Origin of the sequence: Lichenibacterium dinghuense, assembly GCF_021730615.1 — a bacterium.
GTDB lineage: Bacteria > Pseudomonadota > Alphaproteobacteria > Rhizobiales > Beijerinckiaceae > Lichenihabitans > Lichenihabitans dinghuensis.
This window is the reverse complement of record NZ_JAJLMN010000001.1, coordinates 3,732,465-3,757,166: the sequence shown is the minus strand read 5'-3', so window position 1 is coordinate 3,757,166 and position 24,702 is coordinate 3,732,465. Positions and strand designations below refer to the sequence as shown.

General features: G+C 73.6%; 24 protein-coding genes and 1 riboswitch. Of the genes, 12 read left to right on the top strand and 12 right to left on the bottom strand.

Annotation, left to right across the window (positions count from 1 at the left end; genetic code table 11):
- Positions 1 to 32 precede the first annotated feature (32 nt).
- The 3 genes from L7N97_RS17945 to L7N97_RS17935 form a co-directional block, all read right to left on the bottom strand.
- A complete protein-coding gene (locus L7N97_RS17945) occupies positions 33 to 473 on the bottom strand; it encodes a GNAT family N-acetyltransferase (protein WP_237479663.1) in 441 nt (146 codons plus the stop codon).
- Positions 470 to 1,546 (bottom strand): enoyl-CoA hydratase/isomerase family protein, encoded by a 1,077-nt coding sequence (locus L7N97_RS17940; RefSeq protein ID WP_237479662.1) that lies wholly within the window; start codon positions 1,544 to 1,546, stop codon positions 470 to 472. The genes L7N97_RS17945 and L7N97_RS17940 overlap by 4 nt, the downstream gene beginning before the upstream one ends.
- 91 nt (positions 1,547 to 1,637) lie before the next feature.
- Entirely contained in the window at positions 1,638 to 2,396 is a 759-nt protein-coding gene (locus L7N97_RS17935; protein ID WP_237479661.1) for a trypsin-like serine peptidase, read from the bottom strand.
- A gap of 190 nt (positions 2,397 to 2,586) precedes the next feature.
- Here L7N97_RS17935 and L7N97_RS17930 point away from each other — a divergent pair, with 190 nt between their 5' ends.
- Both L7N97_RS17930 and L7N97_RS17925 read left to right on the top strand, forming a co-directional pair.
- Complete coding sequence (locus tag L7N97_RS17930; RefSeq protein ID WP_237479660.1) at positions 2,587 to 2,730, top strand: hypothetical protein; 144 nt, start codon at positions 2,587 to 2,589, stop codon at positions 2,728 to 2,730.
- 8 nt (positions 2,731 to 2,738) lie between these two features.
- Positions 2,739 to 3,308: a Ros/MucR family transcriptional regulator gene (locus L7N97_RS17925; RefSeq protein WP_428981002.1), complete on the top strand. Its 570-nt coding sequence runs from the start codon at positions 2,739 to 2,741 to the stop codon at positions 3,306 to 3,308.
- Between the two features lie 94 nt (positions 3,309 to 3,402).
- Here the strand turns inward: L7N97_RS17925 and rhuM are convergent, their stop codons facing one another.
- The 7 genes from rhuM to L7N97_RS17890 all read right to left on the bottom strand — a co-directional run bounded on the left by rhuM (position 3,403) and on the right by L7N97_RS17890 (position 12,593).
- On the bottom strand, positions 3,403 to 4,407 hold the full coding sequence (rhuM, locus tag L7N97_RS17920) for a RhuM family protein (protein ID WP_237479659.1): 1,005 nt from the start codon (positions 4,405 to 4,407) through the stop codon (positions 3,403 to 3,405).
- 93 nt (positions 4,408 to 4,500) lie between these two features.
- On the bottom strand, positions 4,501 to 4,761 hold the full coding sequence (locus L7N97_RS17915; RefSeq protein WP_237479658.1) for a hypothetical protein: 261 nt from the start codon (positions 4,759 to 4,761) through the stop codon (positions 4,501 to 4,503).
- 189 nt (positions 4,762 to 4,950) lie between these two features.
- Positions 4,951 to 6,897, bottom strand: coding sequence for a glycosyltransferase (locus L7N97_RS17910; RefSeq protein WP_237479657.1), 1,947 nt, complete (start codon positions 6,895 to 6,897; stop codon positions 4,951 to 4,953).
- Positions 6,898 to 6,977: 80 nt separating this feature from the next.
- Entirely contained in the window at positions 6,978 to 7,595 is a 618-nt protein-coding gene (locus tag L7N97_RS17905) for a glutathione S-transferase family protein (protein WP_237479656.1), read from the bottom strand.
- A 35-nt stretch (positions 7,596 to 7,630) separates the two neighbouring features.
- Complete coding sequence (locus L7N97_RS17900; protein ID WP_237479655.1) at positions 7,631 to 8,659, bottom strand: alpha/beta hydrolase; 1,029 nt, start codon at positions 8,657 to 8,659, stop codon at positions 7,631 to 7,633.
- Positions 8,660 to 8,707: 48 nt separating this feature from the next.
- The gene (locus tag L7N97_RS17895) at positions 8,708 to 11,518 is read right to left on the bottom strand and encodes a hypothetical protein (protein ID WP_237479654.1); all 2,811 of its coding nucleotides are present in this window, start codon (positions 11,516 to 11,518) and stop codon (positions 8,708 to 8,710) included.
- A 202-nt stretch (positions 11,519 to 11,720) separates the two neighbouring features.
- The gene (locus L7N97_RS17890) at positions 11,721 to 12,593 is read right to left on the bottom strand and encodes a protein-L-isoaspartate O-methyltransferase family protein (protein ID WP_237479653.1); all 873 of its coding nucleotides are present in this window, start codon (positions 12,591 to 12,593) and stop codon (positions 11,721 to 11,723) included.
- A 172-nt stretch (positions 12,594 to 12,765) separates the two neighbouring features.
- Between L7N97_RS17890 and L7N97_RS17885 the strand changes: the two genes are divergently transcribed.
- Positions 12,766 to 14,154 (top strand): cytochrome P450, encoded by a 1,389-nt coding sequence (locus tag L7N97_RS17885; protein WP_237479652.1) that lies wholly within the window; start codon positions 12,766 to 12,768, stop codon positions 14,152 to 14,154.
- A gap of 7 nt (positions 14,155 to 14,161) precedes the next feature.
- Here L7N97_RS17885 and L7N97_RS17880 read toward each other — a convergent pair whose 3' ends face one another.
- Entirely contained in the window at positions 14,162 to 14,581 is a 420-nt protein-coding gene (locus L7N97_RS17880) for a DUF4142 domain-containing protein (RefSeq protein ID WP_237479651.1), read from the bottom strand.
- A gap of 199 nt (positions 14,582 to 14,780) precedes the next feature.
- Positions 14,781 to 14,986, top strand: a riboswitch (cobalamin riboswitch).
- Between the two features lie 123 nt (positions 14,987 to 15,109).
- Between L7N97_RS17880 and L7N97_RS17875 the strand changes: the two genes are divergently transcribed.
- From L7N97_RS17875 to L7N97_RS17840, 8 genes are all read left to right on the top strand, one after another.
- A complete protein-coding gene (locus L7N97_RS17875) occupies positions 15,110 to 15,895 on the top strand; it encodes an ABC transporter ATP-binding protein (RefSeq protein ID WP_237479650.1) in 786 nt (261 codons plus the stop codon).
- Between the two features lie 26 nt (positions 15,896 to 15,921).
- Positions 15,922 to 16,896 (top strand): ABC transporter substrate-binding protein, encoded by a 975-nt coding sequence (locus L7N97_RS17870; protein WP_237479649.1) that lies wholly within the window; start codon positions 15,922 to 15,924, stop codon positions 16,894 to 16,896.
- A 144-nt stretch (positions 16,897 to 17,040) separates the two neighbouring features.
- Complete coding sequence (locus L7N97_RS17865; protein ID WP_237479648.1) at positions 17,041 to 18,075, top strand: FecCD family ABC transporter permease; 1,035 nt, start codon at positions 17,041 to 17,043, stop codon at positions 18,073 to 18,075.
- Positions 18,076 to 18,155: 80 nt separating this feature from the next.
- Entirely contained in the window at positions 18,156 to 19,931 is a 1,776-nt protein-coding gene (asnB, locus tag L7N97_RS17860) for an asparagine synthase (glutamine-hydrolyzing) (RefSeq protein WP_237479647.1), read from the top strand.
- A 123-nt stretch (positions 19,932 to 20,054) separates the two neighbouring features.
- Positions 20,055 to 20,657, top strand: a complete 603-nt coding sequence (locus tag L7N97_RS17855; protein ID WP_237479646.1) for a YceI family protein — start codon at positions 20,055 to 20,057, stop codon at positions 20,655 to 20,657.
- Between the two features lie 57 nt (positions 20,658 to 20,714).
- On the top strand, positions 20,715 to 21,335 hold the full coding sequence (locus L7N97_RS17850) for a cytochrome b (protein ID WP_237479645.1): 621 nt from the start codon (positions 20,715 to 20,717) through the stop codon (positions 21,333 to 21,335).
- Positions 21,332 to 21,892, top strand: a complete 561-nt coding sequence (locus L7N97_RS17845; RefSeq protein WP_237479644.1) for a YceI family protein — start codon at positions 21,332 to 21,334, stop codon at positions 21,890 to 21,892. Before L7N97_RS17850 ends, L7N97_RS17845 begins: the two co-directional genes overlap by 4 nt.
- Positions 21,893 to 22,046: 154 nt before the next feature.
- Positions 22,047 to 22,331 (top strand): GIY-YIG nuclease family protein, encoded by a 285-nt coding sequence (locus tag L7N97_RS17840; protein ID WP_237479643.1) that lies wholly within the window; start codon positions 22,047 to 22,049, stop codon positions 22,329 to 22,331.
- 191 nt (positions 22,332 to 22,522) lie between these two features.
- Here L7N97_RS17840 and L7N97_RS17835 read toward each other — a convergent pair whose 3' ends face one another.
- On the bottom strand, positions 22,523 to 22,885 hold the full coding sequence (locus L7N97_RS17835) for a hypothetical protein (RefSeq protein ID WP_237479642.1): 363 nt from the start codon (positions 22,883 to 22,885) through the stop codon (positions 22,523 to 22,525).
- A 343-nt stretch (positions 22,886 to 23,228) separates the two neighbouring features.
- Between L7N97_RS17835 and L7N97_RS17830 the strand changes: the two genes are divergently transcribed.
- Entirely contained in the window at positions 23,229 to 24,680 is a 1,452-nt protein-coding gene (locus tag L7N97_RS17830) for a DEAD/DEAH box helicase (protein WP_237479641.1), read from the top strand.
- Positions 24,681 to 24,702 lie beyond the last annotated feature (22 nt).

Here is a 24,702-nt window from a genome sequence, read left to right as displayed (position 1 = left end):
CGGGAAGCGTCGCGCGCGGCCGGTTCTCGTCGTCATGTCAGCGCCTTGCGGTATTGAACGAAGCCCGACCGTTCCGAGATCCTGTCATAAAGCAGCATGGCCTCGGCGTTGGTCTCGTGGGTGAGCCAGTAGAGGCGGGAACAGCCCGCCTCGCGCGCCAGCGCCTCGACGTGGCCGACCAGCGCGCGCCCGGTGCCGCGGCCGCGGCCGCCGGCCTCCACGTAGAGGTCCTGCAGGTAGCAGTAGTCGCCGGCCGTCCAGGTCGAGCGGTGGCGGACGTGGTGCACCAGGCCGACCGCGCGCGGCCCGTCCCAGGCCAGTGCGCCGGCCATCGGCTCCGCAGGGTCGAGCAGCCGCGCCCAGGTGACGGCCGTGGTGTCGTCCGGGATGGCGACGCGATAGAACTCCTGGTAGCCGCGCCACAGCGGCGCCCACGCGGCCCGGTCCTCCGCCGCGAGCGGCCTGACGATCATGCGCCCGTCCCCAACCCGAGTTCACCGCCCGCGACCGGCTCGAAGTGGCGCAGCACGTCGCGGCGGCCGACGTCGGACAGCCGCACCGGCCGCCACCGGGGCGCCCGGTCCTTGTCCACCACGGCGGCGCGCACGCCTTCGACGAAGTCCGGCCGCGCCGTGATGGCGAGCGACACGCGGAACTCGCGGTCGAGGCAGTCCTCGAGGTCGAGCAGGCGGGCGTCGCGCAGGGCCTGCAGGGTCACCTTGAGCGAGGTGGGCGCGTTGCCGGCGATCTCGGCCGCGGCGGCGCGGGCGTCGGGTTCGGGCGCGGCTTCGAGCGCGTCGACGATGTCCTCGACCGCGTCGAACCCGTAGCAGCGGTCGATCCAGCCCCGCGCGGCGGCGAGGGGGCCCGGCGCGGGCGCGGTCGCGACCTCGCGGAGGGCGGCCTCGACGTCGGCGGCGGTGCGGCACCGCGCCAGGGCGAGGCGGATCTCGTGCAGGCGCTCGCTCGGCACATGGGCGTCGGCGAGCCCGCAGATCAGCGCGTCCGCGGGCCCGAGCCGGCCGCCCGTGAGGGCCAGATGGAGGCCGAGTTCGCCCGGCGCGCGGGCCAGCAGATGGGTGCCGCCGACGTCGGGGGCGAAGCCGATCCGCACCTCCGGCATGGCGAGGGTCGAGCGCTCGGTGACGACCCGGTGCGACGCGTGGGCGCCGAGCCCGATGCCGCCGCCCATGGTCATGCCGTGCATCACGGTGACGATCGGCTTCGGGAAGCGGGCGATGCGGGCGTTGAGGCGGTATTCGAGGCGAAAGAACTCCGCGATCGGGCCGCGCAGCCCGGCGCGGGCCGCCTCGTAAAGGGCGCGGATGTCGCCGCCGGCGCAGAAGGCCTTGTCGCCGGCCCCGTCGAGCAGCAGCACCGCGACCTGCGGATCGTGCTCCCAAAGGTCGAGCGCGGCGTCCACGGTCCGCACCATGTCGATCGTCAGCGCGTTGTAGGCGGCGGGGCGGTTCAGCGTCAGGTGGCCCAGCGCGCCTTCGCGCCGCGCCACGACGTCGTGCTTCGGGCGGGTGTCCGCGTCGCTCATCGGGCCGTGTCTCGCATCGCGCGCCTGTGTCGCGCCGACAGGATGCCACCGCCGCGGAAAGGCGTCGACAGGTTGTTGTCCGGCCCCGCCCTCACCGCCGCGCTTCGGCGGTCGCCAGGGTGGAGGCCGTCACCGGGGCCGCGATGCTGACCTGCTTGCCGCCGACCGTCCAGAACCCCACCGTCACGGCGAAGGCCTGCACGGCGCCGTCGCCGGCCGGCACCAGCAGGGGCGCGCCGCTGTCGCCGTGCGCGATCACGCAGTCGTGGGCCAGCACGGGCGTGCCCGCCGAAGGGCCCAGCAGGCGGCAGTGGGTGTCGGCCGTCATCAGATAGGCCCGGTCCTGGGCGAAGCCGCCGATCTCGATGGCGGTGCCGGGCGCGGGCACGGCCGCCGCGAGCGCGATCGGCCGCACGGAGGCCGGCAGCGGCTCCGCCAGGGTCAGCACGGCCCAGTCGCGCGCGGCCGTGCGGGTCTCGTCCGCCGGGTCGTAGCCCGGCCCCACCGCGAAGGAGGCGACGCGGGCGTGGATGCGGTAGTCGCCCCGCGCGTAGCCGAGCAGGAAGTGGATGGACTCCGGCTGCAGGAAGCGGTGGGTCCGGAAGGCATAGAGGCAGTGGGCGGCGGTCAGCACCTTGTCGGGCGCGATGGCGGCGGCCGTGCAGGCGCCGCCGATGGAGTTGAACAGCTTGCCGACGGCCGACCAGGGATAGCTGTCGGCGTCCACCGTGGCGTGGTGCTCCGCGGGGAGCGCCGGGGCGGGCGAGGCGGACGAGGGTCCGCCGGACAGGGCCAAGCCCGCCAGCGCGGCCGCGAGGCGCACCGGCCCGAGTCCGTCCTTCGTGTTCAATCGCCGTTCCGCCCCTGTTTCCCGCCCAGCCCCATATACCAGCCCCCGGCGGCGAAGCGATCGAAAGCAGCACGGCCGGGCGGAAGCGACGGCCCGCGTGATTCGGCCGACGCCGGGCGGGACAGCGCCGCGCCGATACTGTTGTCCGGCCGACGATGCGGCGCTCCGCCGATCTTCAAGGGTCGAACGCATGCAGTTCCAGTGCGAACATCATCCCGCGGCGGCGCAGGGCGGCCACTTCCACCATTTTTTTCTTCCCGCACGGCTCGCGACGCTCGACATGTCTTGCCTTGCTGAAGAAACCGCTCTACCTCCAAAGAAAGGCGAGGAGTGAGCAAGTCTATGTCCGATGATGCACCAGATCTGAACGTCGTCGAGATGGCGGCTGAAATCGTCTCGGCCTATGTGCGGAACAACTCCGTCCCGGTCGGCGAGTTGCCGGCGCTCCTCCAATCGGTCCACGAGTCGCTCGGAAGCATCCTTCACGGCCCCAAGCCGGAGGCCGTGAAGGAGCCTCCGCAACCCAAGGTTCCCGTCAAGAAATCCGTGACCAACGACTATATCGTCTGCCTCGAGGACGGGAAGCGTTTCAAGTCGCTGAAGCGCCATCTCCATTCCGAGCACGGCCTGTCGCCGCAGGAGTATCGGGACAAGTGGGGCCTGGGCAAAGACTATCCGATGGTGGCGCCCGCCTACGCGGACGCGCGCTCCAACCTCGCCAAGACCATGGGCCTCGGCCGCAAGGCCGGCACGCCCGCCCTGGAGATGCCGGAGCCCGAGCCCGAGCTCGACATCCCGGAGCCGGAACCCGCCGCCGAGCCGGAGCCCGAGCCCGTCAAGGCCGAAGAGCCCGCACCGGCGGAGGAGCCGGCCAAGAAGCCCCGCCGCGGCCGCGCTAAGGCGACCGCCTGACGCCTCGCTCCCGCCGGCGGCCTCGCCGGGGGCCACCGGCGAAGCCCCGTCCGGGCTCGACCCGCGGCGCGGCCCAACGGCGGGCCGCCGTCCATCACCGGCGGCCGAGGCGCGGCTTCGGGGCGGCGCGCAGCACGAAGCGGGCGTATTCGGCGCCGGCGTGCCGCACGGCGCGGTCGCGGTGGACGTCCTTGTGGCCGGGCAGCACGGGATAATCGTCGAGCCGCAGGAGGTCGTCGAGCTTGCCGGCGAGTTCCCGCATAGTCATGGCCCGCCCCCGCGCCGCCTGCCCCTGGACGTAGAGCAGGAACTGTTCGCACAGCACGTGCAGGGCGTAGATCTCGTCGCCGTCGAGGTAGTTCGACGCGATGCGGGCCTCGTCGACGCTGGGCGCGTCGCCCGCCAGCCGCGTCAGGCCCATGTTGGGCGCGTCGTGGTCGGCCCGCGCCAGGATCACCTCGGAGGGCGTGCGCCCGGTGATGGCGTAGACGAACTTGTCCCGCAGCAGCGCTGAAAAGCGCTTCGCCGCGGGGTCGTCCTCGTCGTGGTCCTGCGCGGCCTGCCGGAAGAAGGCCCGCACCGTCTCGTAGATGTTGGTCTCGCCGGCCCGGATGGCGCGCAGCCGCGACGCCAGCCGGTCGCCCGCCGCGGGATCGTCGCGCAGCCGCGCCTCGTTCAGCGCGTATCCGTCGACCGCGGAGGCGCGCAGCGTCTGGCTGGCCCAGCGGCGGAACGTGGCGGCCTTGGCGGAGCTGACCCGGTAGCCGACGCACAGGATGGCGTCGATGTCGTAGAGTTCGCCCGCGCCGGCGCTGCCGGGGCGGACCGCGCCGAGGCCGCCCTCGGCCCTCAGCGTCGCCAGCTCCTTGGACACGGCCGCGGCGCCGACGCCGAACATCTCCGCCATCTGGGCCTGTGTGGCCCAGATCGTGTCGGCGCCGAGGTCGACCCGGAGATCGAGCGCCCGGTCGCGCGGGCCGAAGCGCACGAACTCGAGCTCGAGCTGATCGGCCGCCGGGGCGGGCTCGGGGCCGCGCCGCGGGCGCGGGGCGGCGCGCCTCGGCTCGGGATCGTCGGGGGCGGAGCGCTGGTTGGGCATGGTCCCGCCTTCGCCGCGGATGGCAACGCCCTTCTAACGCGCGGAAGGCCCGCGGTTCCTCACCGCGGGCCCCGATACGACCGGACGTCGACTTCAGAAGTCGGGACGATAGTGCGTGCCGCCGCAGGTCTCGCGCTCGAGGCAGGTGTGCAGCTCGTTGTAGCCGCAGGTGAAGTGGCCGAAGGCGTTCGGCGGCACGGCGGTCGGCCCGGCCTCGACGGCGGTCCGGCCGGCCTCGACCTGCGCGCCGGCCGGCACGAGGAAGCTGGTCTCGGCGAAGGCCGGCGAAACGGCGAGGCCCACCGCGAGGGCCAGGGCCGCGAGGACGGCCGGGCGGAAGTCTGTCTTGATCATGGATCGTTCTTTCGGCGTTGCGGCGGCGCCGCGCCCGCGAGCCTCCGGGACGGATCTCGTCGGGCTGTTCGGTTCGTCTTCGGCGCCGTCGAGCCTTTCCAACGGGACGCACCTGCCGAAGTTCGGCCGCGCGGTCCGCGCGACAGCCATGCGGGGCGCGGCCTCGCGCCCGGCCGCCGCGGTGCAGCGTCAGTGCGGGGCTTGCGCGCGGGCGCGCGCCAGGCCGTGCTCGGTCTTGTTCCAGCGCTGCGGATCCCACCACAGCTCGACGGCGGCGCGCCAGGACGCGGCCGACACGAGCAGCAGGTAGAAGGGCAGCGTCGACAGCCAGCCCGCCAGGCCGAAGCGCCCCATGCGCCACGCCCCGAGCGCGGCGGGCCACAGCGCCGCGGCGCCGCCGCCGGCCAGCAGGGCCGCGCTCGCGGCCACGAACAGCCACCACAGCGGGGTGTCGGCGCGGAACAGGATGCCGCACCATCCCTCGACCGCCACGAGGGCGAGCAGCGGCGGACCGGCGAGGCAGCTCAGCACGGTGGCGACGAGCGACACGGCGACCGACAGGCCGGAGCGCGGGCCGAGGTCGCGGAACAGCCGGCGCGGGTCGCGGCCGTGGACCAGCAGCGTCACCATCCAGCCCTTCAGCCAGCGGCTGCGCTGCGGCAGCCACCGATCGAGCGACAGGGGCGCCTCCTCGAACGTGTCGGAGTCGAGGGAGCCGACGCGGAAGCCGAAGCGGGCGAGCCGGTAGCCGAGGTCGATGTCCTCGGTCACGTTCCAGGCGTCCCAGCCGCCGACGCGGCGCAGGGCCGCGGCGCGGAAGTGGTTGGAGGTGCCGCCGAGCGGGACGGGGAGGCCGAGCGCCGCCAGCCCCGGCTTCACGGCGTGGAACAGCGCCGCGTAGTCGAGGGCGAAGAGCCGCGTGAACCAGGTCTCGTCGGCGTGGTCGACCGTCAGCCGGGCCTGCAGGCAGGCGAGGTCGTCCGGGGCGGAGGCGAAGCGGGCCGCGGCGGCGCGGAGCTGGCCCGGATGCGGCCGGTCCTCGGCGTCGTAGACGACGACGAGCGCGCCGCGGGCCGATTCCAGCGCGGCGTTGAGGGCGCGCGGCTTGGTGCGGGGGTGGCCGCCCGGCAGCACGATGACGTCGTAGCGGGGCGGCAGGCCGAGCCGCGCCACCGCCGCCGCCGTGGCGCGGTCGCCCTCCTCCAGCATCACCTTCACGTCGAGCTTGGCCGCCGGATAGTCGATCGCGTCGAGGGCGCGCACGAGGGAGGGCAGCACGCGGGCCTCGCCGAACAGCGGCACGATCAGCGTGTAGACGGGAAGGTCGCGGTCCGGCAGCGGCGGCACCGGCGGGTCCCGTTCGGCCCCCCGGCCGGCCGCCACGACGACGAGACGCTGCGCCACCGCGGCGGCGAAGACGGAGAACAGCGCCGCGAACAGCAGGAGACCGGTCAGGGCCGGCGCCGCGGCGAGGCCGGCGCACAGCGCGGCGGCGATGGCCAGAGCCGCCCCCTTCTGCGGCCGCGTGACGCCGCCGCGCGCCGACAGCGCCGCGTCCCACCCGGCGAGGCCGGAGGCGATGCGTTCCCGGAAATCCTCCCCGCCGTGGCGGCGCAGCAGGGCCTCGAAGCGGCGGCGGGTGGTGATGGCGAAGCCGTAGGTGCCGACGTCCTCGAAGCGGTGCTCGTCGAGCAGGAGGCGGAGGGCGGCCCCGCGCGGCGCGAAGACGTGTGCGGGTTCGCCGGGTCGGGGCGCCAACGGCGCCCAGCCCACCTCGGCCGCCGCCACGGCGTCGAGGTGCTCGCGGGCCAGCGTCGGGGGATGGTGGAGGTGGGGGGCGCCGAGGTGCCGCGCGAGCAGGCGAGCGTAGCGCTCGTCCGGAAAGCCGAGGCCGAACAGCGCGTCCTCGCCCGCGACGCCGATCTCGGCCGCGATCCGCGCGGCCCGGCGCAGGATCGGCGGCGCAACGCCCTGCGCCACGAGGAAGGCCAGCTCGGGCGGCAGGTCGTCGAGCGGCCCCGGATCCGGCGAGGGACGGTGCGGGCCGCCGTGGACCCGGCCCGGACGGAGCCGTCGCGCCCCGGCGAGGGGGCGGCTGAACGAGGGATCGACGTCGGGTCGGTCGTCGAGCAGCATGGGACGGAGGCACCGGTCGTGTTAAGATATGTTAACCTTTCTATTTCGGGTCGCACCAGCGAAAATGTCGGGGTTTCGGTTCAGGCCGGCGTCGTCGCCTTGCGGAAGGCCGGCCGCGCTTCGAGGCGCCGCACCCAGGCCTCGATCGCCGGGAAGGGCATGAGGTCGAGGGGGCGGATCTCGCGGCGGAAGGTCGTGAACGGGTAGGCCATCATGACGTCGGCCGCGGTGAAGTCCGGCCCCGCGAGGTAGGGCGAGGCCCGCAGCGCCTCGTCCACGGTGGCGAGGTGCTGCCGCGTCCCCTCCCGCAGCCGCGCCATGCCGGGATGCCCGTCGGCGTCGGGCAGCATGCGGTCGACCGACCATTCGCGCAGGAGCTGGAGCATCAGGCTGCCCTCGGCGTAGTGCAGCCAGTAGAGGTAGCGGGCGAAGTTCGGCGCCGCGGGCGCGACCTCCAGCCGTCCATCGCCGTGGCGCGCCAGCACGTATTGGACGATGGCGCCCGACTCGGCCAGCACGGTGTCGCCGTCGCGGATCACGGGGGCGCGGCCGAGCGGGTGGACGTTCCTCATCTCCTCCGGCCCGTAGAGGTCCGGGCGACGCAGGAAGGTTTCGAGCCGGTAGGGCAGGCCCAGCTCCTCGAAGAGCCAGACGATGCGCTCGGAACGCGAGCGGTCGAGGTGGTAGAGGGTGATCATCGGGCGAAGCTAGGCGGGAGGCTCCGCGCCGGCAATCACTCGCTCGCCACCAGCCCCGGCGCCGGGCTGCGCGGGAAGCCGCGCAGCCGCGCCAGCACGGCCGCCAGCGGGTCGCCACCGAGCGCGCCCGTGACGAAGTCGCCGTGGGGCACGGCGTCGCCCGCGTCGACGAACACCACCGCACCCGGCCCGATCGCTTCGGGGAGGCTGTCGTCGCCGATCGGCACGCCCGCGGCGGCGAGGCGGCGCTTCAGCGCCTCGTTGCCAATGCGCGAGGATTTCCCGTAGAGGCTGACGAAGAACCCCGGCCCGCGGTGCAGGGCGAAGTTCGCGAAGGTGTCCTCCTCGCCGTAGAGCGCGTCGAGCAGCACGACGCCGCGGACGCGCCGGCCGGCGCCGCCGTAGCGCAGCGCCGCGGCGGCCGGCAGGTACCCGCCCGAATAGCCGACGAGGATCACGGGCGCCTCGTCGAACACGAAGGCGGCCTCCGGCGTGCCGTTGAGCTCGGCGAGATGCCGCCCCGCCTCGCGGAGGAACTGCGCGAAGACGCCCGGCTGCCAGAAGCGGCCGGCGCTGGAATCCTTGGCGTCCACGGCGAACTGCGGCGCGACCAGGACGGCGTTGATGCCGGAGTCGTCGAGCTGGCGCACCACGCCCTGGCGGTCCCGCACGTCGCGGTCGAGCCGCGCCTCGTTGCCGTGGAGGAACACGACCAGCGCCGCCGGCCGGCGCGGGTCGAAGCCCCTCGGGATCGACAGCAGAACGCGCTTGTCCGCGTAGGTCTGGTCCTCCCACAGCACGCCGTTGCGTGAGGAGGAGTGGCCGAGCCGGCCGCCGTCGTTCACGTCCATGAAGGGCTTGTCGCGGCCCGGCGCGGTGCCGTGGAACGGGAAGGGCGTGGTGTCGAAGGCGACGAGCGCGGTGGCGCCCGGCGACCGCCCGAGCCCGACGGTGCGGCGCGACAGGCTGCCGGCCAGCGAGGGCGGGCTCGGCGTGCAGGCGCCGGCCAGCACGGGCAGGCCCGCGGCGAGGAGCAGGATCGATCGGCGGGACAGGGTCGGCACGGGGTCCGCTTCATCCGGAAGGCGGGATCGGACCTCGACCATCGGCCGCTATGGTGTCTGCATCGTTAACGGCAGCCCGGCCGCCCCGCGCCGCCTGCGGCTCGTCGCGGGCAGCAGCACGGCGAAGAAGGCCGGGATGGCGACCAGGTAGGCGACGCCGCCGACCGTCAGCACGGTCGACAGGCCGAAGGCGGTGGCGATGAGCGGCACCGCGGCGGCGCCCACGACCGAGAAGCTGCCGTTGATGCCCCAGGCCCACAGGAACATGTGCTCCTTGCCGAGCCGCGCCAGCCACGTCATGGCGGTCGGCATGGGGAAGCCCATGAGGAAGGCGGGCGGCGCGACCGTGAGGAAGCAGATCAGCAGCCGCAGGGCGTAGGGCAGCGTCCCGATCAGCACCAACGCGCGGTCGAGGAAGAAGCCGTAGCCGATCAGGATCGCGCCGATGGCGCATAGGATGATCGGCAGCACGTTCCGGGCCCGGTCGAGCGTGCGCTCGGCCGTGAGCGAGCCGAGCCCCGAGAAGACCAGCATGGAGGTGATGAGGATCGAGGCCGACACGGTCGCGTTGTTGAGCGCCAGCGTGTAGTCGGCGATGAGCCCGACCTCGACCACGATGTAGCCGAGGCCCAGGCAGGCGAAGTACAGGATCGTCCGCCCCTTGCCGGGCGCGGCCGAGAAGGCGACGCGCCAGCCGAAGACGACGGGCAGCACCACCAGCGAAGCCGCCGCGACCGTCGCGATCCCGAGCGTCGCCCAGAGCAGCAGGTAGCCCCACTCGTCCTGGACGATCTCCAGCCGGTCGAGCAGGTTCGGCAGGTCGCGCGGCTTCACGTAGGCGGCGAAGTAGGGCCGATCGTTGGTGAGGGCGCGGGTGTCGAAGACGTAGCGTTGCGCGACCTCGGGCCAGCCGCCGTAGACGAGGGCATGGAAGGCGAGGCGCCCCATCAGGGTCGAGGGCAGCACCTTCGGGGCCGGGCCGGGCGCGCCGTCGTCGCCGTCGTCCTCCGAGGCGCCGGCCGCGGGCGCGGAGCCGTCCGCCGGCGCGGCCTTGCCGGCGGCGGGCGAGGGCGCATCCGAGAAGATGGCGTTGCGGTAGTCGCTGAGGAGTTTGTCGGTCGCGGAGGCGTCGAACGGGATGCCGGGGTAGTAGATGTCGTCGAACGACATCGCGTGGGTGTGGTCGCGGAGCGTCGCGACCTCGGCCGGCGTGAAGCCGCCCTTCTTGTAGAGCACCGTCGCGGTCGACAGGTAGGACGACACGGCGAAGAGGCTGTTCGCGATGGCCTGCGGCTGGTCGCGGGTCGCCGCGTCCGGGTCGACGGCGCGGGCTGCCTCGGCGATCGTCGCGTAGAGCTTGAGGACCGATTTGGGCGGCTCCTCCTTGTTCCACAGCGTGACGGACAGGATCCCGCCGGGCTTGAGCGCCCGCATGTAGGTTTCCATCGCCTGGCGCGTGTAGCCGTATTTCTCGACGATGGCGAAGCCGCCCGGCGCCGACAGGCCGGCGGAATCGGCGAGGGACAGGTCGACGACGTCGTAGGACTCCGGATGCGCCGCGAGGAAGAGGCGGCCGTCGTAGTCGACCACGTGCACGCGCGGGTCGTTCAGCACGTCGCCGGTGAAGCCCTTCAGCGTCGGGTCGGTGCGGAAGGCGCGGAGGATGGCGGGGTTCGACTCCGCGACCGTGACGCTCTTCGAGCCGTCGCGCAGCGCCACGTCGGTCGAGATGCCGCCGCCGAACTGGATCACGAACGTGTCCGGGTCGTGGGCGATCAGGTAGGGGTAGACCATGGGGAGGAAGCGGAAATAGGCCGTCTCCTCCGGCTTGAGGTTCCGGATGATGCCGCTCGGGCCCTCGCCGTCGATGTAGAGGCCGAGGTAGGCGTTCTCGGGCACCTGAGGCAGGTTGAAGGCCGCGTTGTCGCTGAGGCCCGGCGCGAAATGCAGGTAGGACGAGCCGTAGACCGCGATGTCGCCGAAGGGCGAGTAGTCGCGGTAGACGAGGTGGCTGTCCGGGAACTTCCGGGCGTAGGACACGCCCTTGTAGTCCGACACCGCCAGGGTATTGAGGCCGAACTGGGCCGGCACGACGAAGTGGGCCGCGACCGCCAGCGCGCCGACGGCGAGCAGCGCCGCGTCGGCCCGGAGCGCCGTGGCGGCCGGCGAGGCCGCCGAGAACCAGCACAGGCCCCCGGCCAGCGCGAGCAGGATCGGCGTGACGACGAGGTTCTCGGGCGGCAGGAGGAACAGCGTGCCGAGGAACAGGAGGCCGCCGAGCCCCGCGCCCACGAGGTCGGCGAAGTAGACGCGCGCGAAGAAGCGGTCCGCCTTCAGGAACACCGTGCCGAGGAACAGCGCCCCCGCGATGAAGGGCACGAGGTAGAGGCCGAAGTTCGCGGCGAGGCGCCACTTCTGGTTCGGGTCCGACAGCAGGAAGATGGCGTTGAACGGCACCTGCTGGGCGAGGAGGTTCGCGGCCACCAGCAGCGGCGCGAAGAGCACCAGCGAGGTGCCGGCGACGGCGCGCCAGTGCCGGGCGAAGAAGCCCTTGCCGATGCACATGACCGCCGACACGAGGCCGAAGGCCAGCATGGCGAGGCTCACCACCAGCGAGCCGAAATGCGCCCAGGAGCCGACGGAGAAGATCCGCATGATGCAGATCTGCAGCGCGATGACGGCGCCCGCGACGAGACCGACGCCGAGGTAGAGCGGCAGGCTCGGCATCAGCCCCTGCGCGGGCTCCGCGGCCGCGAGCGGTTCGGGCCGGGACGGGCCGGCGGGGCGGGACGGGTCCCAGCCCTCCCAGCCGATCGGCGCGCGGGTGCGGGCGGCGGTCGCCGGGGCTTGCGCGGTCATCGGGAAATCGCTCGTCCTCTTCCGCTCCTCCCCGCGCAGGCGGGGATCCAGCGCGCAAATGTCGGCCGAAGGCCGTCAGTCCTCCCGACCCGCGCCGCCTCCGGGATGCGGTGGCACCGAGGCCGGCCCGCGGCCGTCGTCTCGCGCCGGATCCCCGCCGGCGCAGCGGGGCTGCGCGTCGCGGGGACGGGCGGAGGGGAGGTCACTTGTTGTGGTTGCCCTGGATCGTGTCGCCTTCGAGCTTGGTGAAGGGGACGAAGGGCACGACCTTGTTGAAGATGTCGGAGCGCGCCACCGTGATGGTGCCGTCGGCCGCCACCGTCTTCTCGACCTTGAGCACGCGCTGGGCGCCGGGCGGCCCCACCGGGATCACCATGATGCCGCCGGGCGTGAGCTGCTGGAGCAGCGGCGGCGGGATGTGGTCGATGCCGCAGGTGACGACGATCTTGTCGAAGGGGCCGTTCTCGGCCCAGCCGTAATAGCCGTCCGCGTTCTTGGACGAGATGGCCTTGAACTCGTTGTAGCCGTGGCCGATCAGCTCGTCGTAGGTGGCGCGGGTGCGCTCGGCCAGCGGCTTGATGATCTCGATCGACCACACCTTGTCGGTGAGGTGGCTGAGGTAGGCCGACTGGTACCCCGAGCCCGTGCCGATCTCGAGCACCTTCTCGCCGGGTTTCACGTCGAGCGACGAGGTCATGCGCGCCACCGCGTGGGGGCCCGAGATGGTCACGCCGTAGCCGATGTCCAGGAAGGCGTGGTCGTAGGCGCGCGACAGGTTGGCGGGGCGCACGAAGTCCTCGCGCGGCGTCAGCAGGAAGGCGCGGCCGTCCTTGGCGTCCCAGATGTCGTGGTTGCGCAGCAGGGCCTCGTAGCGGTCCCACTTCTCGTTGAGGAACTTCGGGTCCTCGGCGCGGTTCGCCACCATCCACTTCACGAAGTCGTCGCGGTTCGTGACGGGCGGCGTCATCGACGCGTCGTAGGGCTTCGGCGTGTCGGCCAGCGCGAGCCCGGGCCGCCACAGCAGCGCGGAAGCCGCGAGGCTCCCGGCCCCGATCAGGAATGTGCGACGATCCAAGACTCGTCTCCTAGAGGCGGTGACAGGCTCCGAGCGACGTCGGCCCGGGGCTCAGCACCGCAGTTGAATTTCACGCTACGGTCGGCGGCCATCCTTGGCAAGCCGCGGTGAACCGGGTTTGAACGTCGCGCGGACGGTGTGGTGAATGCGCCGCGCCGACGCGCGAAGCGCCGTGACGGGGGACGATATGCCGGACGGCCTGACCACTACCGCCCCCGCCGCCGAGCCGACCGCCCTCGTCGAGAGCCGCATGACGACGCTCGGCGTGCTGGCCCGGCTGGTGCGCGATCCGCTCACCTCCGTCCCGCCCGAAGCCTATGCGGCGCCGCTCGTGCGGGCCCGCTTCGCCGGCGGGCAGAGGCTCTACCTCGTCGACCCGCCCCTGATCCAGGACGCGCTGGTGCGCCACGCCGACGACCTCGCCAAGACGTCCGACGTCGGACGGGTGCTCGGCCCCGCGCTCGGCCAGGGCCTGCTCACCGCCGAGGGCGCGCATTGGCGATGGCAGCGGCGGGGCGCGGCCCCCGCCTTCGCGCCCGGCCGGCTCGGCGCCTTTCTGCCCGCCATGATCGCCGCCGCCGAAGCTATGACCCGGCGCTGGGCGAGCCTCGGCGACGGCGCCGAGGTGGACGTCGGCCACGAGACCTCGGTGACGACCCTCGACATCATCGTCGCCACGATGCTGCCCGGCGGCGGTGACCTCGACGTCGCCCGCATCGTCCGCAGCGTGTCCGACTACCTCGCCCCGGCCGGGTGGATGTTCGCATGCGCCATGCTGGGACTGCCGGGCTGGATGCCGCACCCCGGCCGGCGCCGGGCGATGGCTGCGGCGCGCTCCTTCCAGGGCGCCATGCGGCGCGAGGTGGCGCGGCGCAGGGCAGAGCCGGGTGCGGCCGACGACCTCGTGGCGGCGCTGCTCGGCGCCGCCGACCCCGAAACCGGCCGCGCCATGACGGACGACGAGCTGGCCGACAACATCGCCACCTTCGTCATGGCCGGGCACGAGACCACCGCGGTCGCACTCGCCTGGTCGCTGCACCTCCTATCGCGGCACCCCGAGCACGAGGCGCGGCTCGTGGCCGAGGTCGAGGCCGTCACCGGGGGCGGCCCGGTCCGACCCGAGCACGTCGAGCGCCTCGCCTTCGCGCGCGCCGTCTTCGAGGAGGCGTGCCGCCTCTACCCGCCGGCGCCCATCATCGGCCGAGGGGTGCGGCGCGGCTTCCGGCTCGGGCCGGCGCGGGCCGAGGAGGGCTCCGTGCTGATCGTGCCCATCCACGCGCTGCACCGCAACCGCCTGCTGTGGGACCAGCCGGAGCGCTTCGACCCCGAGCGCTTCATGCCGGAGCGGACCAGAACGCGCCACCGCTACAGCTTCATGCCCTTCGGGGCCGGGCCGCGCGTGTGCATCGGCGCGGGCTTCGCGACGCTGGAGGCCGTCGCGGTGCTGGCGGTGGTGCTGCGCGCCTTCAGGCTGGAATCTGCCGGCGCCGAACCCCACGCGACCATGCACGTGACGCTGCGTCCCGACCGGCCGATCCGCATGCGGGTGAGGCGGCGGTGAGGGCGCGTCAGCGGTTCGAGAGCGCCTGGACCGCCGTGAACTCGGCTTCGGCGGCCGGGATCATCCGGATCGCGAGCGCCTTCAGCCGGGGGTCGTCCCCGAGCAGCATGTCGTCGCCGTAGAGCGTCAGGGCGTTGGAGTGGATCTCCGCCTGATCGGCCAGGTAGGCGCGGTCGAAGGCCGCGCCGGACAGGTCCCGCAACGAGGCGAGCCGCGCGGCCCGGCCGGGATCGAGCGCCGTGGGCACCGCCACGCCGGAGCCGCGGGCCGCGCGCCGGAGCGCCACGCGCGACTCCGCCACCGCCATCAGGTCGCCCGCCGAGGCCCGTGTCACGAAGTCGACCTCGTCGGCCCTGTCGGCCGCCGCGGCCCCTGCCGCGAGGACGAGCGGGGCCAGGGCCGCGACAGCGATGAGCGTCCTGACCAAGCCCGCCTCCCCGATCTCCCACAGGCCGAACGCCCGACCTCGCGGCTTCGTGCCACGAAACCGGAAGCGGCCGGACGGGCGCCCTTGACGGGGCCGCCGCGAAGGTCCAGACCAGGATAATGTTATGTTATAACGTATTGCACTCGACTCCTGCAGCGCGCTCCCGCCGCCTCCCCTCTTGCTGTCCCGCCGCCGCCGGGCCAGGATGCAGCATCGAGGTGCCGTCCGCGCGGGTCGCGCGGCGGAGAATTGGGAAGCCGGTGCGACGCCGGCGCTGCCCCCGCAACGGTGTGGACGTCAAGGTGCGACATCCGCCACTGGGCCGACAGGCCCGGGAAGGCGTCGCGCCCCGGCCCTGTCGGCCAACGTCCGAGCCCGGAAACCAGCCTCGATGCGACGGAAGGACCGCGGCGGGCGGTCGGGACCCGCTGTGCGCCGCCCGCCCTGCGCGGGCCTCCGGCGCCTCGCGCCCCGCTGCCCCGCCCCGCTCCCTTCGCCGCCGGCGGCGCGGTCTCGGAGGGTGGACCCATGGACGATGAGGGTGAGCGCGGGCTCGCCGTCGAGGGCGCGGGCTTCGCGCTCGGCGGGCGGAGCCTGGTCGACGGGGTGACGCTGCGGCTCGGCCGCGGAGAGCGCCTCGCCGTCGTGGGGCCGAACGGCGCCGGCAAGACCACGCTGGCCCGGCTGATGGCCGGCCTCGCCGCCCCGACGCGCGGCCGCGTGACGCTCCACGGGCGATCCCTCCACGCGGCACCGGCGCGCTGGCGCGCGCTGCGCGTCGCCGCCGTGGCGCAGAACGACGCGCCGGACCCGCGCCTGAGCCTCGCCGAATCCGTGGCGCTCGGCCGCGTGCCGCACCGCGGGCGCGTGCCGGCCGCCGAGCACGCCCGCGCGGTCGGGGCCGCGCTGGAGCGCGTCGGGCTCGGGCACCTCGCGGGCCGCCGGCTCGACGCGCTGTCGGGCGGCGAGCGCCAGCGCGGCGCCATCGCGCGGGCCCTCGCGCAGGAGCCCGAGCTGCTGGTCCTCGACGAGCCCACCAACCACCTCGACCCCCGCGCCCGCGCGGACATGCTCGACCTCGCGCGCGGCCTCGGCGTCGCGGTCGTGGCGGTGCTGCACGACCTCGCCCTCGTGGCGCCCTTCGCCGACCGCGTCGCCGTGCTGGACCGCGGCCGCGTGGTCGCCCTGGCGCCCCCCGCCGAGGCGCTCGCGCCCGCGGTGGTCCGCGCGGTCTTCGCCATGGACAGCTTCACCGCCACGCCCCCCGGCTCCAGCCGCGGCGTCATGGTCTTCCACGCGCCGCAGCCGGCGTGACCCCTTTCCCTCGACGAGACCCTTCCATGCGCCTTTCCTTCGCGGCCGCCGCCCTCGCCGGCGCGGCAGCCCTGCTCCCCGCCGCCCCCGCCCTCGCCTACCCGGTCACGGTCGAGAACTGCGGCCGCACGCTCACCTTCGACGCGGCGCCCAAGCGCGCCGTGGTGCACGACATCGACATGAGCGAGATGGCCTTCGCGCTGCACCTCCAGCCCGACATGGCGGGCGTCACCGGCATCACGGGCTGGTACAAGGTGTCGCCCGCCTTCAAGGCCGCGCAGGGCGCGATCCCCGAGCTCGCGCCGAAATACCCGACGCTGGAGACGCTGGTCGCGGCCGACGCCGACTTCTTCTTCGCCGGCTGGTACTACGGCATGAAGCCCGGCGGCGACGTCACGCCGGACACGCTGGCCGCCAAGGGCATCAAGACCTACGTGCTGACCGAGAGCTGCGCGCAGGTCGATCGCGCGCGCCCCCGCGCCGACATGGACCTGCTCTACAAGGACGAGCTCGCGCTCGGCACGATCTTCGGGAAGGACGCGGAGGCGAAAGCCGTGGTGGACGGCTGGCGGGCGCGCGTCGCCGCGGTGGCGCAGGCCGTGAAGGGGAAGCCCGCGCCGAGCGTCTTCGTCTACGATTCCGGCGAGGACCAGCCCTTCACGGCCGGGTCCTTCGCCATGCCGACGGCGCTGATCGAGGCGGCGGGCGGCACCAACGTGCTCGGGGACCGGCCCATGAGCTGGGGCAAGACCTCGTGGGAGGACGTGGCGGCGCGCGACCCGCAGTTCCTGGTGCTGCTCGACTACCAGGACGGCGCCGGCTACCGGAAGCTGCTCGACTTCCTGGAGCACCACCCCGCCATGAAGGAGACGGCGGCGGTGAAGAACCACCGCTTCCTGCCGCTGCGCTACGAGCAGCTCACCCCCGGCCCCGCCAACATCGACGCGATCGAGGCCCTGGCGCGTGCCCTGCACCCGGACGCGTTCCCGGCGAAGCCGTGATCCTTTCCCGCTCGTCCCCGCGAAGGCGGGGATCCAGCGCCAGGAGTCCGGCCGACGGCCGACCTTTGACTGCGACGGCGCGGGACGCGGAGGGCAGGATGGTGTGGACGGCCTTCCGCCGACATCTCTACGCTGGATCCCCGCATGCGCGGGGATGAGCGGAGAGCCCGCCGCCCCGCCCTCGTCTGCGCCGCCGGCCTCGCGCTCGTCCTCGCGCTCGCGCTGCTCGGCATCGCCGAGGGCGCGACGCCGCTGCCCTTCGGCTCCGTGCTGCGCGTGCTGCTGGCCCCGCTCGCGCCTGGGCTCGACGCCGGCGTCGGGGCGCCGCTCCACCGCATCGTGCTCGATCTGCGCCTGCCGCGCGTGATCCTCGCCGCCTGCACCGGCTCCGGCCTCGCCGTGGTGGGCGCGCTGCTGCAGACCACGACCCGCAACGACCTCGCCGATCCCTTCCTGTTCGGCCTGTCGTCCGGCGCCGCCGCCGGGGCGGTCTCGGTCATCACCCTGTTCGGCTACCGGCTCGGCCCCTGGACGCTGCCCGCCGCCGCCTTCGCGGGGGCGCTGCTGTCCGCGGCGATCGTGTTCGGCCTCGTGTCGACGCAGAACGGGCGCGGCGGCGAGCGGCTGGTGTTGGCCGGGCTCGCCACCTCGTTCCTGTTCGGCGCCGTCACGCTGTTCCTGGTCTTCGCCGGCGACCAGCGCGCGACCACCTCGGTGCTCTTCTGGTCGGTGGGCGGCCTCGGCCTCGCGGCCTGGGACAACCTGCCCGTCGGCCTCGCCGGCGCGGGCGTCGCCATCGCCACGGGCCTCGGCCTGCGCGCGCAGCTCGACGCGCTGCTGGCCGGCGAGGACACGGCCGCCTCGCTCGGCGTCGACGTGCGCCGGCTGCGCGGCGCGGTGTTCCTGCTCTGCGCCCTGTCGACCGCCGCGCTCGTGGCGCTCGCCGGGGTGATCGGCTTCGTCGGGCTGATGGTGCCCCACGTCGCGCGGGCCCTGGTCGGCGTTCGGCACGGGCCTCTCGTCGCGACGAGCGCGCTGATGGGCGCCGCGCTGCTGCTCGGCGGCGACCTCGTGAGCCGCACCGTGCTGGCCCCGCAGGAGCTGCCGGTCGGCATCGTCACGGCGGCGGCGGGCGGGCTGTTCGTGCTGGCGCTGGTGGTGCGGCGGCCGGGGGCGTGAGGCCGAGGGCCTGGGATGCCCGGTTTGCGCCGGCCCCGCCCCTCCGCTACCCGTGGCGCCGGTTCGGCGCGGGAGAGGCCATGTGCGGCATATCGGGCATGATGATGCGGGACGGCGCCCCCGTGCCGGCGGCGCGCCTCGCCGCCATGGGCCGGGCGCTGGCGCACCGCGGCCCGGACGGACACCGTGAGTACCTCCAAGGCGCCGTCGGCCTCCGCCACGAGCGCCTCGCCATCATCGACCTCGCGGCCTCCGACCAGCCGCTGTTCGACGGGAGCGGCCGGGCGCTGGTGGCCAACGGCGAGATCTACAACTACGTCGAGCTGCGCCGCGCGCTGACGGGCGTCGACTGGCGCACGGCGGGCGACTGCGAGCCGCTGCTCGCGCTCTACGACCGCCGTGGCCTCGACTTCCTGGAGGACGTGCGCGGCATGTTCGCCCTCGCGCTGCACGACCCGGCGCGGGGCCGCGTGGTGCTGGCGCGCGACCCGTTCGGCATCAAGCCGCTCTACTACGCCGAGGAGCCGGACGGGATCGCCTTCGCGTCCGAGCCGCAGGCCATCGTGGCGGCGCGGCGCGAGAGCGCCGGCCCCAACGCGGTGCCGATCCGCGCCGAGGCGGTCCACGAGCTCCTGCAGCTCCAGTTCACCACCGGGCGCGACACGGTCTTCGCCGGCATCCGCCGCGTGATGCCGGGCGAGATCCTGGTGGTCGAGGGCGGCCGCATCGTCGAGCGCCGCCATGGCCCGCCCGTGCTGCCCGAGGCGGTGCGCCGCGCGCGCGAGCCGGCCGCCCTCGGCGCGGTCGACCGCGTGGTGATGGACACGGTGGCGATGCACGAGCGCGCGGACGTGCCCTACGGCTTGTTCCTGTCGAGCGGCATCGACTCCTCGGCGGTGCTGACCGCCATGGCGCGGCTCGACGCCGAGCCGGTGCGCTCCTACACGGCGGCCTTCCCAGAGACCGGCGTGCACGACGAGCGCGAGACGGCCGCCGCCATGGCGCGGGCCGCCGGGGCGCGCCACACCGAGCTGCCCATCACGGCCGACACCTTCTTCGCGCGCCTGCCCGAGATCGCCGCCTGCCTCGACGACCCAGTGGCCGACTACGCCGTGGTGCCGAACTTCCTGCTCGCCGAGCGCGCCGCGCGGGACGTGAAGGTGGTGCTCTGCGGGGTCGGCGGCGACGAGATCTTCGCCGGCTACAGCCGCTACCGCCGCCAGGCGCTGCCGCGCTGGCTCGGCGGCCGGCCCCGCCGCCGCAAGGGCCCCTGCGACGGGCTCGACCTGTTCGCGCAGCCGATGACGGGCTGGCGCGACGGCATCGCGGCCGCCGAGGCCGAGGCGGCGACGCACCGCTTCAACGGGCTCCAGCGCGCCCAGGCGCTCGACTTCGCCGACTGGCTGCCCCATTCCGTGCTGGTCGCGCTCGACCGCTGCCTGATGCACTGGGGCCTCGAAGGGCGCACGCCGCTGCTCGACCGGAGCGTGGCGGATTTCGGCTTCGCCCTGCCGAACGGGCTGAAGCTGCGCCGCGGCCAGGGCAAGTACCTGCTGCGCCGCTGGCTCGCCGACGCCAACCCGGCCGCGAAGCCCTTCGCCAAGAAGCTCGGCTTCACCGTGCCGGTGGGCGAGTGGATCGCGCGCGACGGGGCGCGCCTCGGCGAGCTCGTGGCGCGCGAGCCGGGCGTGGCCGAGCTGTGCCGGCCCGAGGTGGTGCGGGGCGTCTTCACCAGCGCCGACAAGGCGCACCGGCTGCTCGCGTGGCGCCTCCTGTTCTTCGCGCTCTGGCACCGCCGCCACGTGCGCGGCCTCGCCCCCGCGGGCGGCACGCTCGCGTGCCTGGAAGCCGCGTGACCCATCGACTTTCTCGATGGTTCAGCCCGAGTTTTCGCGGCTATCCGGCCGAAAGCCCCGGGCCTAGACAGGCGGCACGCGCGGCGGCCCCCCCGCCGCGCCGCATCCAGGACGCTGCCTTCCATGAAGACCACCCTCGCCCTCGCGGCCCTGCTCGCCTCCGTCTCCGTCCCGGCCTTCGCCCAGGCGGTGACCGATCCCTCCAAAGCCGAGGCCGGCACCTACACGATCGAGCCCGAGCACACCCGCGTGCGCTTCGACGTGACCCACTTCGGCTTCACGAAATACGACGGCGAGTTCCGCAAGGTGTCGGGCACGCTGGTGCTCGACCCCGCGAACCCCGACGCCTCGAAGGTCGACATCACGGTCGCCACCGACAGCGTGGCCGTGCCGAACGCCAAGCTGCGCGAGGAGCTCGTCGGCCCGCAGTGGCTCGACGCCGCCAAGTTCCCGCAGATCACCTTCAAGTCCACCAAGGTGACGAAGACCGGCGCCGACACCGCCGACGTGGTCGGCGACTTCACGCTGCACGGCGTGAGCAAGCCGCTCACCCTGCATGTGAAGTTCAACGCCGCCGGCACGAACCCCGTCAACAAGCACTACACCAGCGGCTTCGAGGCCCGCGGCCAGATCACGCGCACCGAGTTCGGCGTGAAGACCTACGCGCCGATGATCTCGGACGCCGTGGACATCGACATCGACGCCGCCTTCGAGAAGGCGAAGTAAGATCCGCGACGCTCCCCGGCCGCGCCCGGCCGGGGAGCACCTCCCGGGAGGCCCGCCTTGACCGCATCCGCCGTCCGCTCCCCCGCCGCCCCGCGCTTCACCTGGGTGGCGATCGTCCTCCACTGGACGATCGGCCTCGGCATCCTCGCGATGCTGGCCATGGGCCTCGCCATGACGCATGCGCCGATCCCGACGGCGTGGAAGTTCACCCTGTTCCAGCTCCACAAGTCGGTCGGCATCACGATCCTCGCCGCCGCCGCGCTGCGCCTCGCTTGGCGCCTCACCCACCGGCCGCCGCCCCTGCCCGTGGGCATGCCGCGGTGGGAGAAGGGCGCCGCCGAGGGCACCCACGTGCTGCTCTACGCGCTGATGATCGGCATGCCGCTCGTCGGCTGGCTGCTGGTGTCGGCGTCCCCGCTCAACATCCCCACGGTGCTCTACGGCCGCGTGCCCTGGCCCCACATCCCCGTGACGGCCTGGTTCGGCTGGAACAAGGCCCAGGCCTCGCCGGTCCTGGCTTGGCTGCACGCCTGGGGCGGCTACGCGCTGATCGCGCTCTTCGTCCTCCACGCCGGCGCGGCCCTGCGCCACCACGTCGTGCTGCGCGACGGCGTGCTGCGCCGCATGATCCCCGGCCTGCCCTTCCTCGGCCGGCCCCGACCCGAGAGGCTTCCATGATCCGAACGATCCCGCTCGCCGCGGCGGTTCTGCTGGCCGGCGCCGGCGCGGCCGGGGCCGCGACCTGGACGGTGGACCCGGCGAAGAGCACGCTCGGCTTCACCGGGGACCAGACCGGCACGCCCTTCACGGGCCATTTCAAGACCTGGACGGCGGCGATCGATTTCGACCCCGCCCACCCCGAGGCCGCCCGCGTCTCGGTCAAGGTCGACACGGCCAGCGCCACCACCGGCGACCCGCAGAAGGACGAGGCCCTGCCGACGCCCGACTGGTTCGACGCTTCCGCCTTCACGACGGCGAGCTTCGACGCGTCAGGCTTCACGCCCAAGGGCGGCGACGCCTACGAGACCGCCGGCAAGCTGACGCTGCGCGGCACTGCCAAGGACGTGGTGCTGCCCTTCACGCTGACGATCAGCGGCGACCAGGCCCACGCGGTCGGCCACGCCAAGCTGGTCCGCACGGACTTCGGCGTCGGCCAGGGCGCCTGGACGTCGGGCGACTACGTGGCCCTGAACGTCACGGTGGACCTCGACCTCGTGGCGACCAGAAAGCCCTGAGCGCCGACCACCGGAGCAGCACCTCTCCGCCGTCATCCCGGGCTCGACCCGGGATCCAGCCGAACGACGGGACGCGCCCGGCCACCGATCGCACGACGCCCCTTGCGACCTCCGAGCGAACTGCGATCATGCGTCGGTCAAGCCACCACGCACGATGCCCTACTCGGTCTACATCCTCGCCTCGAAGCGCAACGGCACGCTCTACACGGGCGTGACGAACGACCTCGGCCGCCGCGTCGACGAGCACCGGAACGGTCGCGGCTCCGATTTCGTCAGGCGCTACGGCGTCGTCCGGCTCGTCTGGGCCGAGGCCTACGACGACGTGGTCGAGGCGATCGCGGCGGAAAAGCGCATCAAGCGCTGGCACCGGCGCTGGAAGCTGGAGCTGATCGAGAAGAGCAACCCGGACTGGCAAGACCTGTCTTCGCAGCTCCATTGAGGGATTGAACTCCTTCGAGCGTCCGCACCCGGCCGCGCCGTCGCGGGCTGGATCCCGGGTCTCCGGGCCTGCGGCCCCTCGCCCGGGACGACACCGGGACGCACTACACGGACCTCCCCGCCGTCATCCCGGGCTCGACCCGGGATCCAGCCGAACCACCGGGCGCGACCGATTCCGAGGCCGCGCCGCCTTCACGGCTTCCTGTGCAGGCTCAGCGCGATGTCGTTGAGCTGCAGCGTCGCGGAGTTCACCTCGTTGGCGGTGTCGGCCATGCTCTTCTGCAGCGACGCCATCGCCTTCGCCACGTCGGCGTGGAAGCTCGCCGTCTCGGTCTTCACCCCCGCGATGTCGGACTTCAGCGACGCCACGTCGACCGTCCCGACGCGCTGGTAGATCAGCGCCGCGAGCACCGCGACGGCGACGAGCGCGCCGGTCGACACGGCGAGGAGGCTCACCACCACGAAGCGGAAGGCCCGCCCGGCCGGGGGTGGCACAACGGCCGCCGCCCGCTCGACGGCGCCGTCGCGCTTCGGGTCCCGGTTCGTCGCAGCCATGTCCGTGGTCCTCCCGCGCGCCCGCCGGTGGTGCACCGGCTCGCACCAGACAGGTGGTTCATCGCCTGTCTGGTTCGGTGCACTGGCGACGACGCGCGAACCGCGCCGTTCGATGCACGCATTCCCCCGCGATCGCGCGCCGTCCCGTTGATTTCGCACCGCAGCACGGGCATATGGGTGTCAGCCGGACACATGGCGCGCGTCGCGCCCATGCTCCTCCCACCCCGGAGTGGGAGCTTCCCGTTCCCGGCCTTTTCGCGCCCTGCTCCGGACGATGGCGGCCTCACACTTCGAGGCGCGCCTGGAGGCTTGCGGCGCAGTTCGAACGAAAAGTCAGGACCCTTTGACGACATTCACCGACCTCGGCCTCCCCGCGCCGATCCTCCAGGCGCTGGCCGCCGAGGGCTACGAGACCCCGACCCCGATCCAGGCCGGCGCGATCCCGCACGTGCTGGCCGGCCGCGACCTCCTCGGCATCGCCCAGACCGGCACCGGCAAGACCGCCGCCTTCTCGCTGCCGATCCTCGGCCGCCTGACCCTGTCGGCCGACAAGCCGCGCCCCCGCGCCTGCCGGGTGCTGATCCTGTCGCCCACCCGCGAGCTGGCGAGCCAGATCGAGGCGAACATCATCGCCTACGCCAAGTTCCTGCGCGTCTCGACCACGCTGGTGTTCGGCGGCGTGCCGGTGGGCCGGCAGATCCGCGCCTGCGCGCCGGGCGTCGACGTCGTGGTGGCCACCCCGGGCCGCCTGATCGACCTCCTGAACCAGCGCGCCCTCACCCTCGACGAGGTCGGCTACTTCGTGCTCGACGAGGCCGACCGCATGCTCGACCTCGGCTTCATGCGCGACATCCAGAAGATCGTCGGCCTGCTGCCGAAGAAGCGCCAGAGCCTGTTCTTCTCCGCCACCATGCCGCCCGCCATCGCCAAGCTGGCCTCGAGCCTGCTGACGAACCCGGTCGAGGTCGCGGTGGCGCCGGTGTCGTCCACCGCCGAGCGCATCCGCCAGAGCGTGATCTTCTGCCCGACGCGCGACAAGCAGGCCATGCTGCACGGGCTGCTGGCCGACGACACCATCACCCGCGCGCTGGTCTTCACCCGCACCAAGCACGGCGCCGACAAGGTGGTGAAGTACCTCAACGCTTCGGGGTTCAAGGCCGACGCCATCCACGGCAACAAGAGCCAGAACAACCGCGAGCGCGCGCTCGCGGCCTTCAAGTCGGGCGCCTCGCGCCTGCTCGTCGCCACCGACATCGCGGCCCGCGGCATCGACGTCGACGGGGTCAGCCACGTCATCAACTTCGACATCCCGAACATCTCGGAAACCTACGTCCACCGCATCGGCCGCACGGCCCGCGCGGGCGCCGACGGCGAGGCCGTCTCGCTCTGCGGCGAGGACGAGCGCTCGTTCCTGCGCGACATCGAGCGGCTGATCCGCCAGAAGGTGCCGGTGATCGAGGGCAAGCCCGGCAGCGTGTCGGCCCCGACCCAGGCCGAGGTGCCCTACCGCGACCCCCGCGCCGTGCGGGGGCGCCAGGGCCAGGGCGGCAAGCCGCAGGGCCAAAGTCACGGCGGAGGCGAGAACCGCAGCAACGGCGGCCGCCCCGGCCAGAACCGGCAGGGGCAGCAGCAGAACGGGCAGCGCCACGGCGCCGAGGGCGCGCCCCGGCCCAGCGCCGGCCCGTCGCGCCCGGCGGCCCCCGCGCAGCACCGCCCGCGTCCCGCCGCGCAGGGCGCCGGCCAGGGGGCGGAGCGGCCCCGCGGCGACGGCCGCCGCGCCCAACAGCCGCGGTAGCATCCCCGCATTTCGGCCCTTG

Coding starts and splice junctions, on each gene's coding strand:
- rhuM (WP_237479659.1), bottom strand. CDS start 4,407: ATGCCCAACCAGCGCTCCGCCCCCGACGATCCCGAGCCGAGGCGCGCC.
- L7N97_RS17915 (WP_237479658.1), bottom strand. CDS start 4,761: ATGATCAAGACAGACTTCCGCCCGGCCGTCCTCGCGGCCCTGGCCCTC.
- L7N97_RS17835 (WP_237479642.1), bottom strand. CDS start 22,885: ATGGCTGCGACGAACCGGGACCCGAAGCGCGACGGCGCCGTCGAGCGG.
- L7N97_RS17870 (WP_237479649.1), top strand. CDS start 15,922: ATGCGCCTTTCCTTCGCGGCCGCCGCCCTCGCCGGCGCGGCAGCCCTG.
- L7N97_RS17910 (WP_237479657.1), bottom strand. CDS start 6,897: ATGCTGCTCGACGACCGACCCGACGTCGATCCCTCGTTCAGCCGCCCC.
- L7N97_RS17905 (WP_237479656.1), bottom strand. CDS start 7,595: ATGATCACCCTCTACCACCTCGACCGCTCGCGTTCCGAGCGCATCGTC.
- L7N97_RS17940 (WP_237479662.1), bottom strand. CDS start 1,546: ATGAGCGACGCGGACACCCGCCCGAAGCACGACGTCGTGGCGCGGCGC.
- L7N97_RS17840 (WP_237479643.1), top strand. CDS start 22,047: ATGCCCTACTCGGTCTACATCCTCGCCTCGAAGCGCAACGGCACGCTC.
- asnB (WP_237479647.1), top strand. CDS start 18,156: ATGTGCGGCATATCGGGCATGATGATGCGGGACGGCGCCCCCGTGCCG.
- L7N97_RS17855 (WP_237479646.1), top strand. CDS start 20,055: ATGAAGACCACCCTCGCCCTCGCGGCCCTGCTCGCCTCCGTCTCCGTC.
- L7N97_RS17930 (WP_237479660.1), top strand. CDS start 2,587: ATGCAGTTCCAGTGCGAACATCATCCCGCGGCGGCGCAGGGCGGCCAC.
- L7N97_RS17865 (WP_237479648.1), top strand. CDS start 17,041: ATGCGCGGGGATGAGCGGAGAGCCCGCCGCCCCGCCCTCGTCTGCGCC.
- L7N97_RS17925 (WP_428981002.1), top strand. CDS start 2,739: ATGTCCGATGATGCACCAGATCTGAACGTCGTCGAGATGGCGGCTGAA.
- L7N97_RS17945 (WP_237479663.1), bottom strand. CDS start 473: ATGATCGTCAGGCCGCTCGCGGCGGAGGACCGGGCCGCGTGGGCGCCG.
- L7N97_RS17875 (WP_237479650.1), top strand. CDS start 15,110: ATGGACGATGAGGGTGAGCGCGGGCTCGCCGTCGAGGGCGCGGGCTTC.
- L7N97_RS17895 (WP_237479654.1), bottom strand. CDS start 11,518: ATGACCGCGCAAGCCCCGGCGACCGCCGCCCGCACCCGCGCGCCGATC.
- L7N97_RS17845 (WP_237479644.1), top strand. CDS start 21,332: ATGATCCGAACGATCCCGCTCGCCGCGGCGGTTCTGCTGGCCGGCGCC.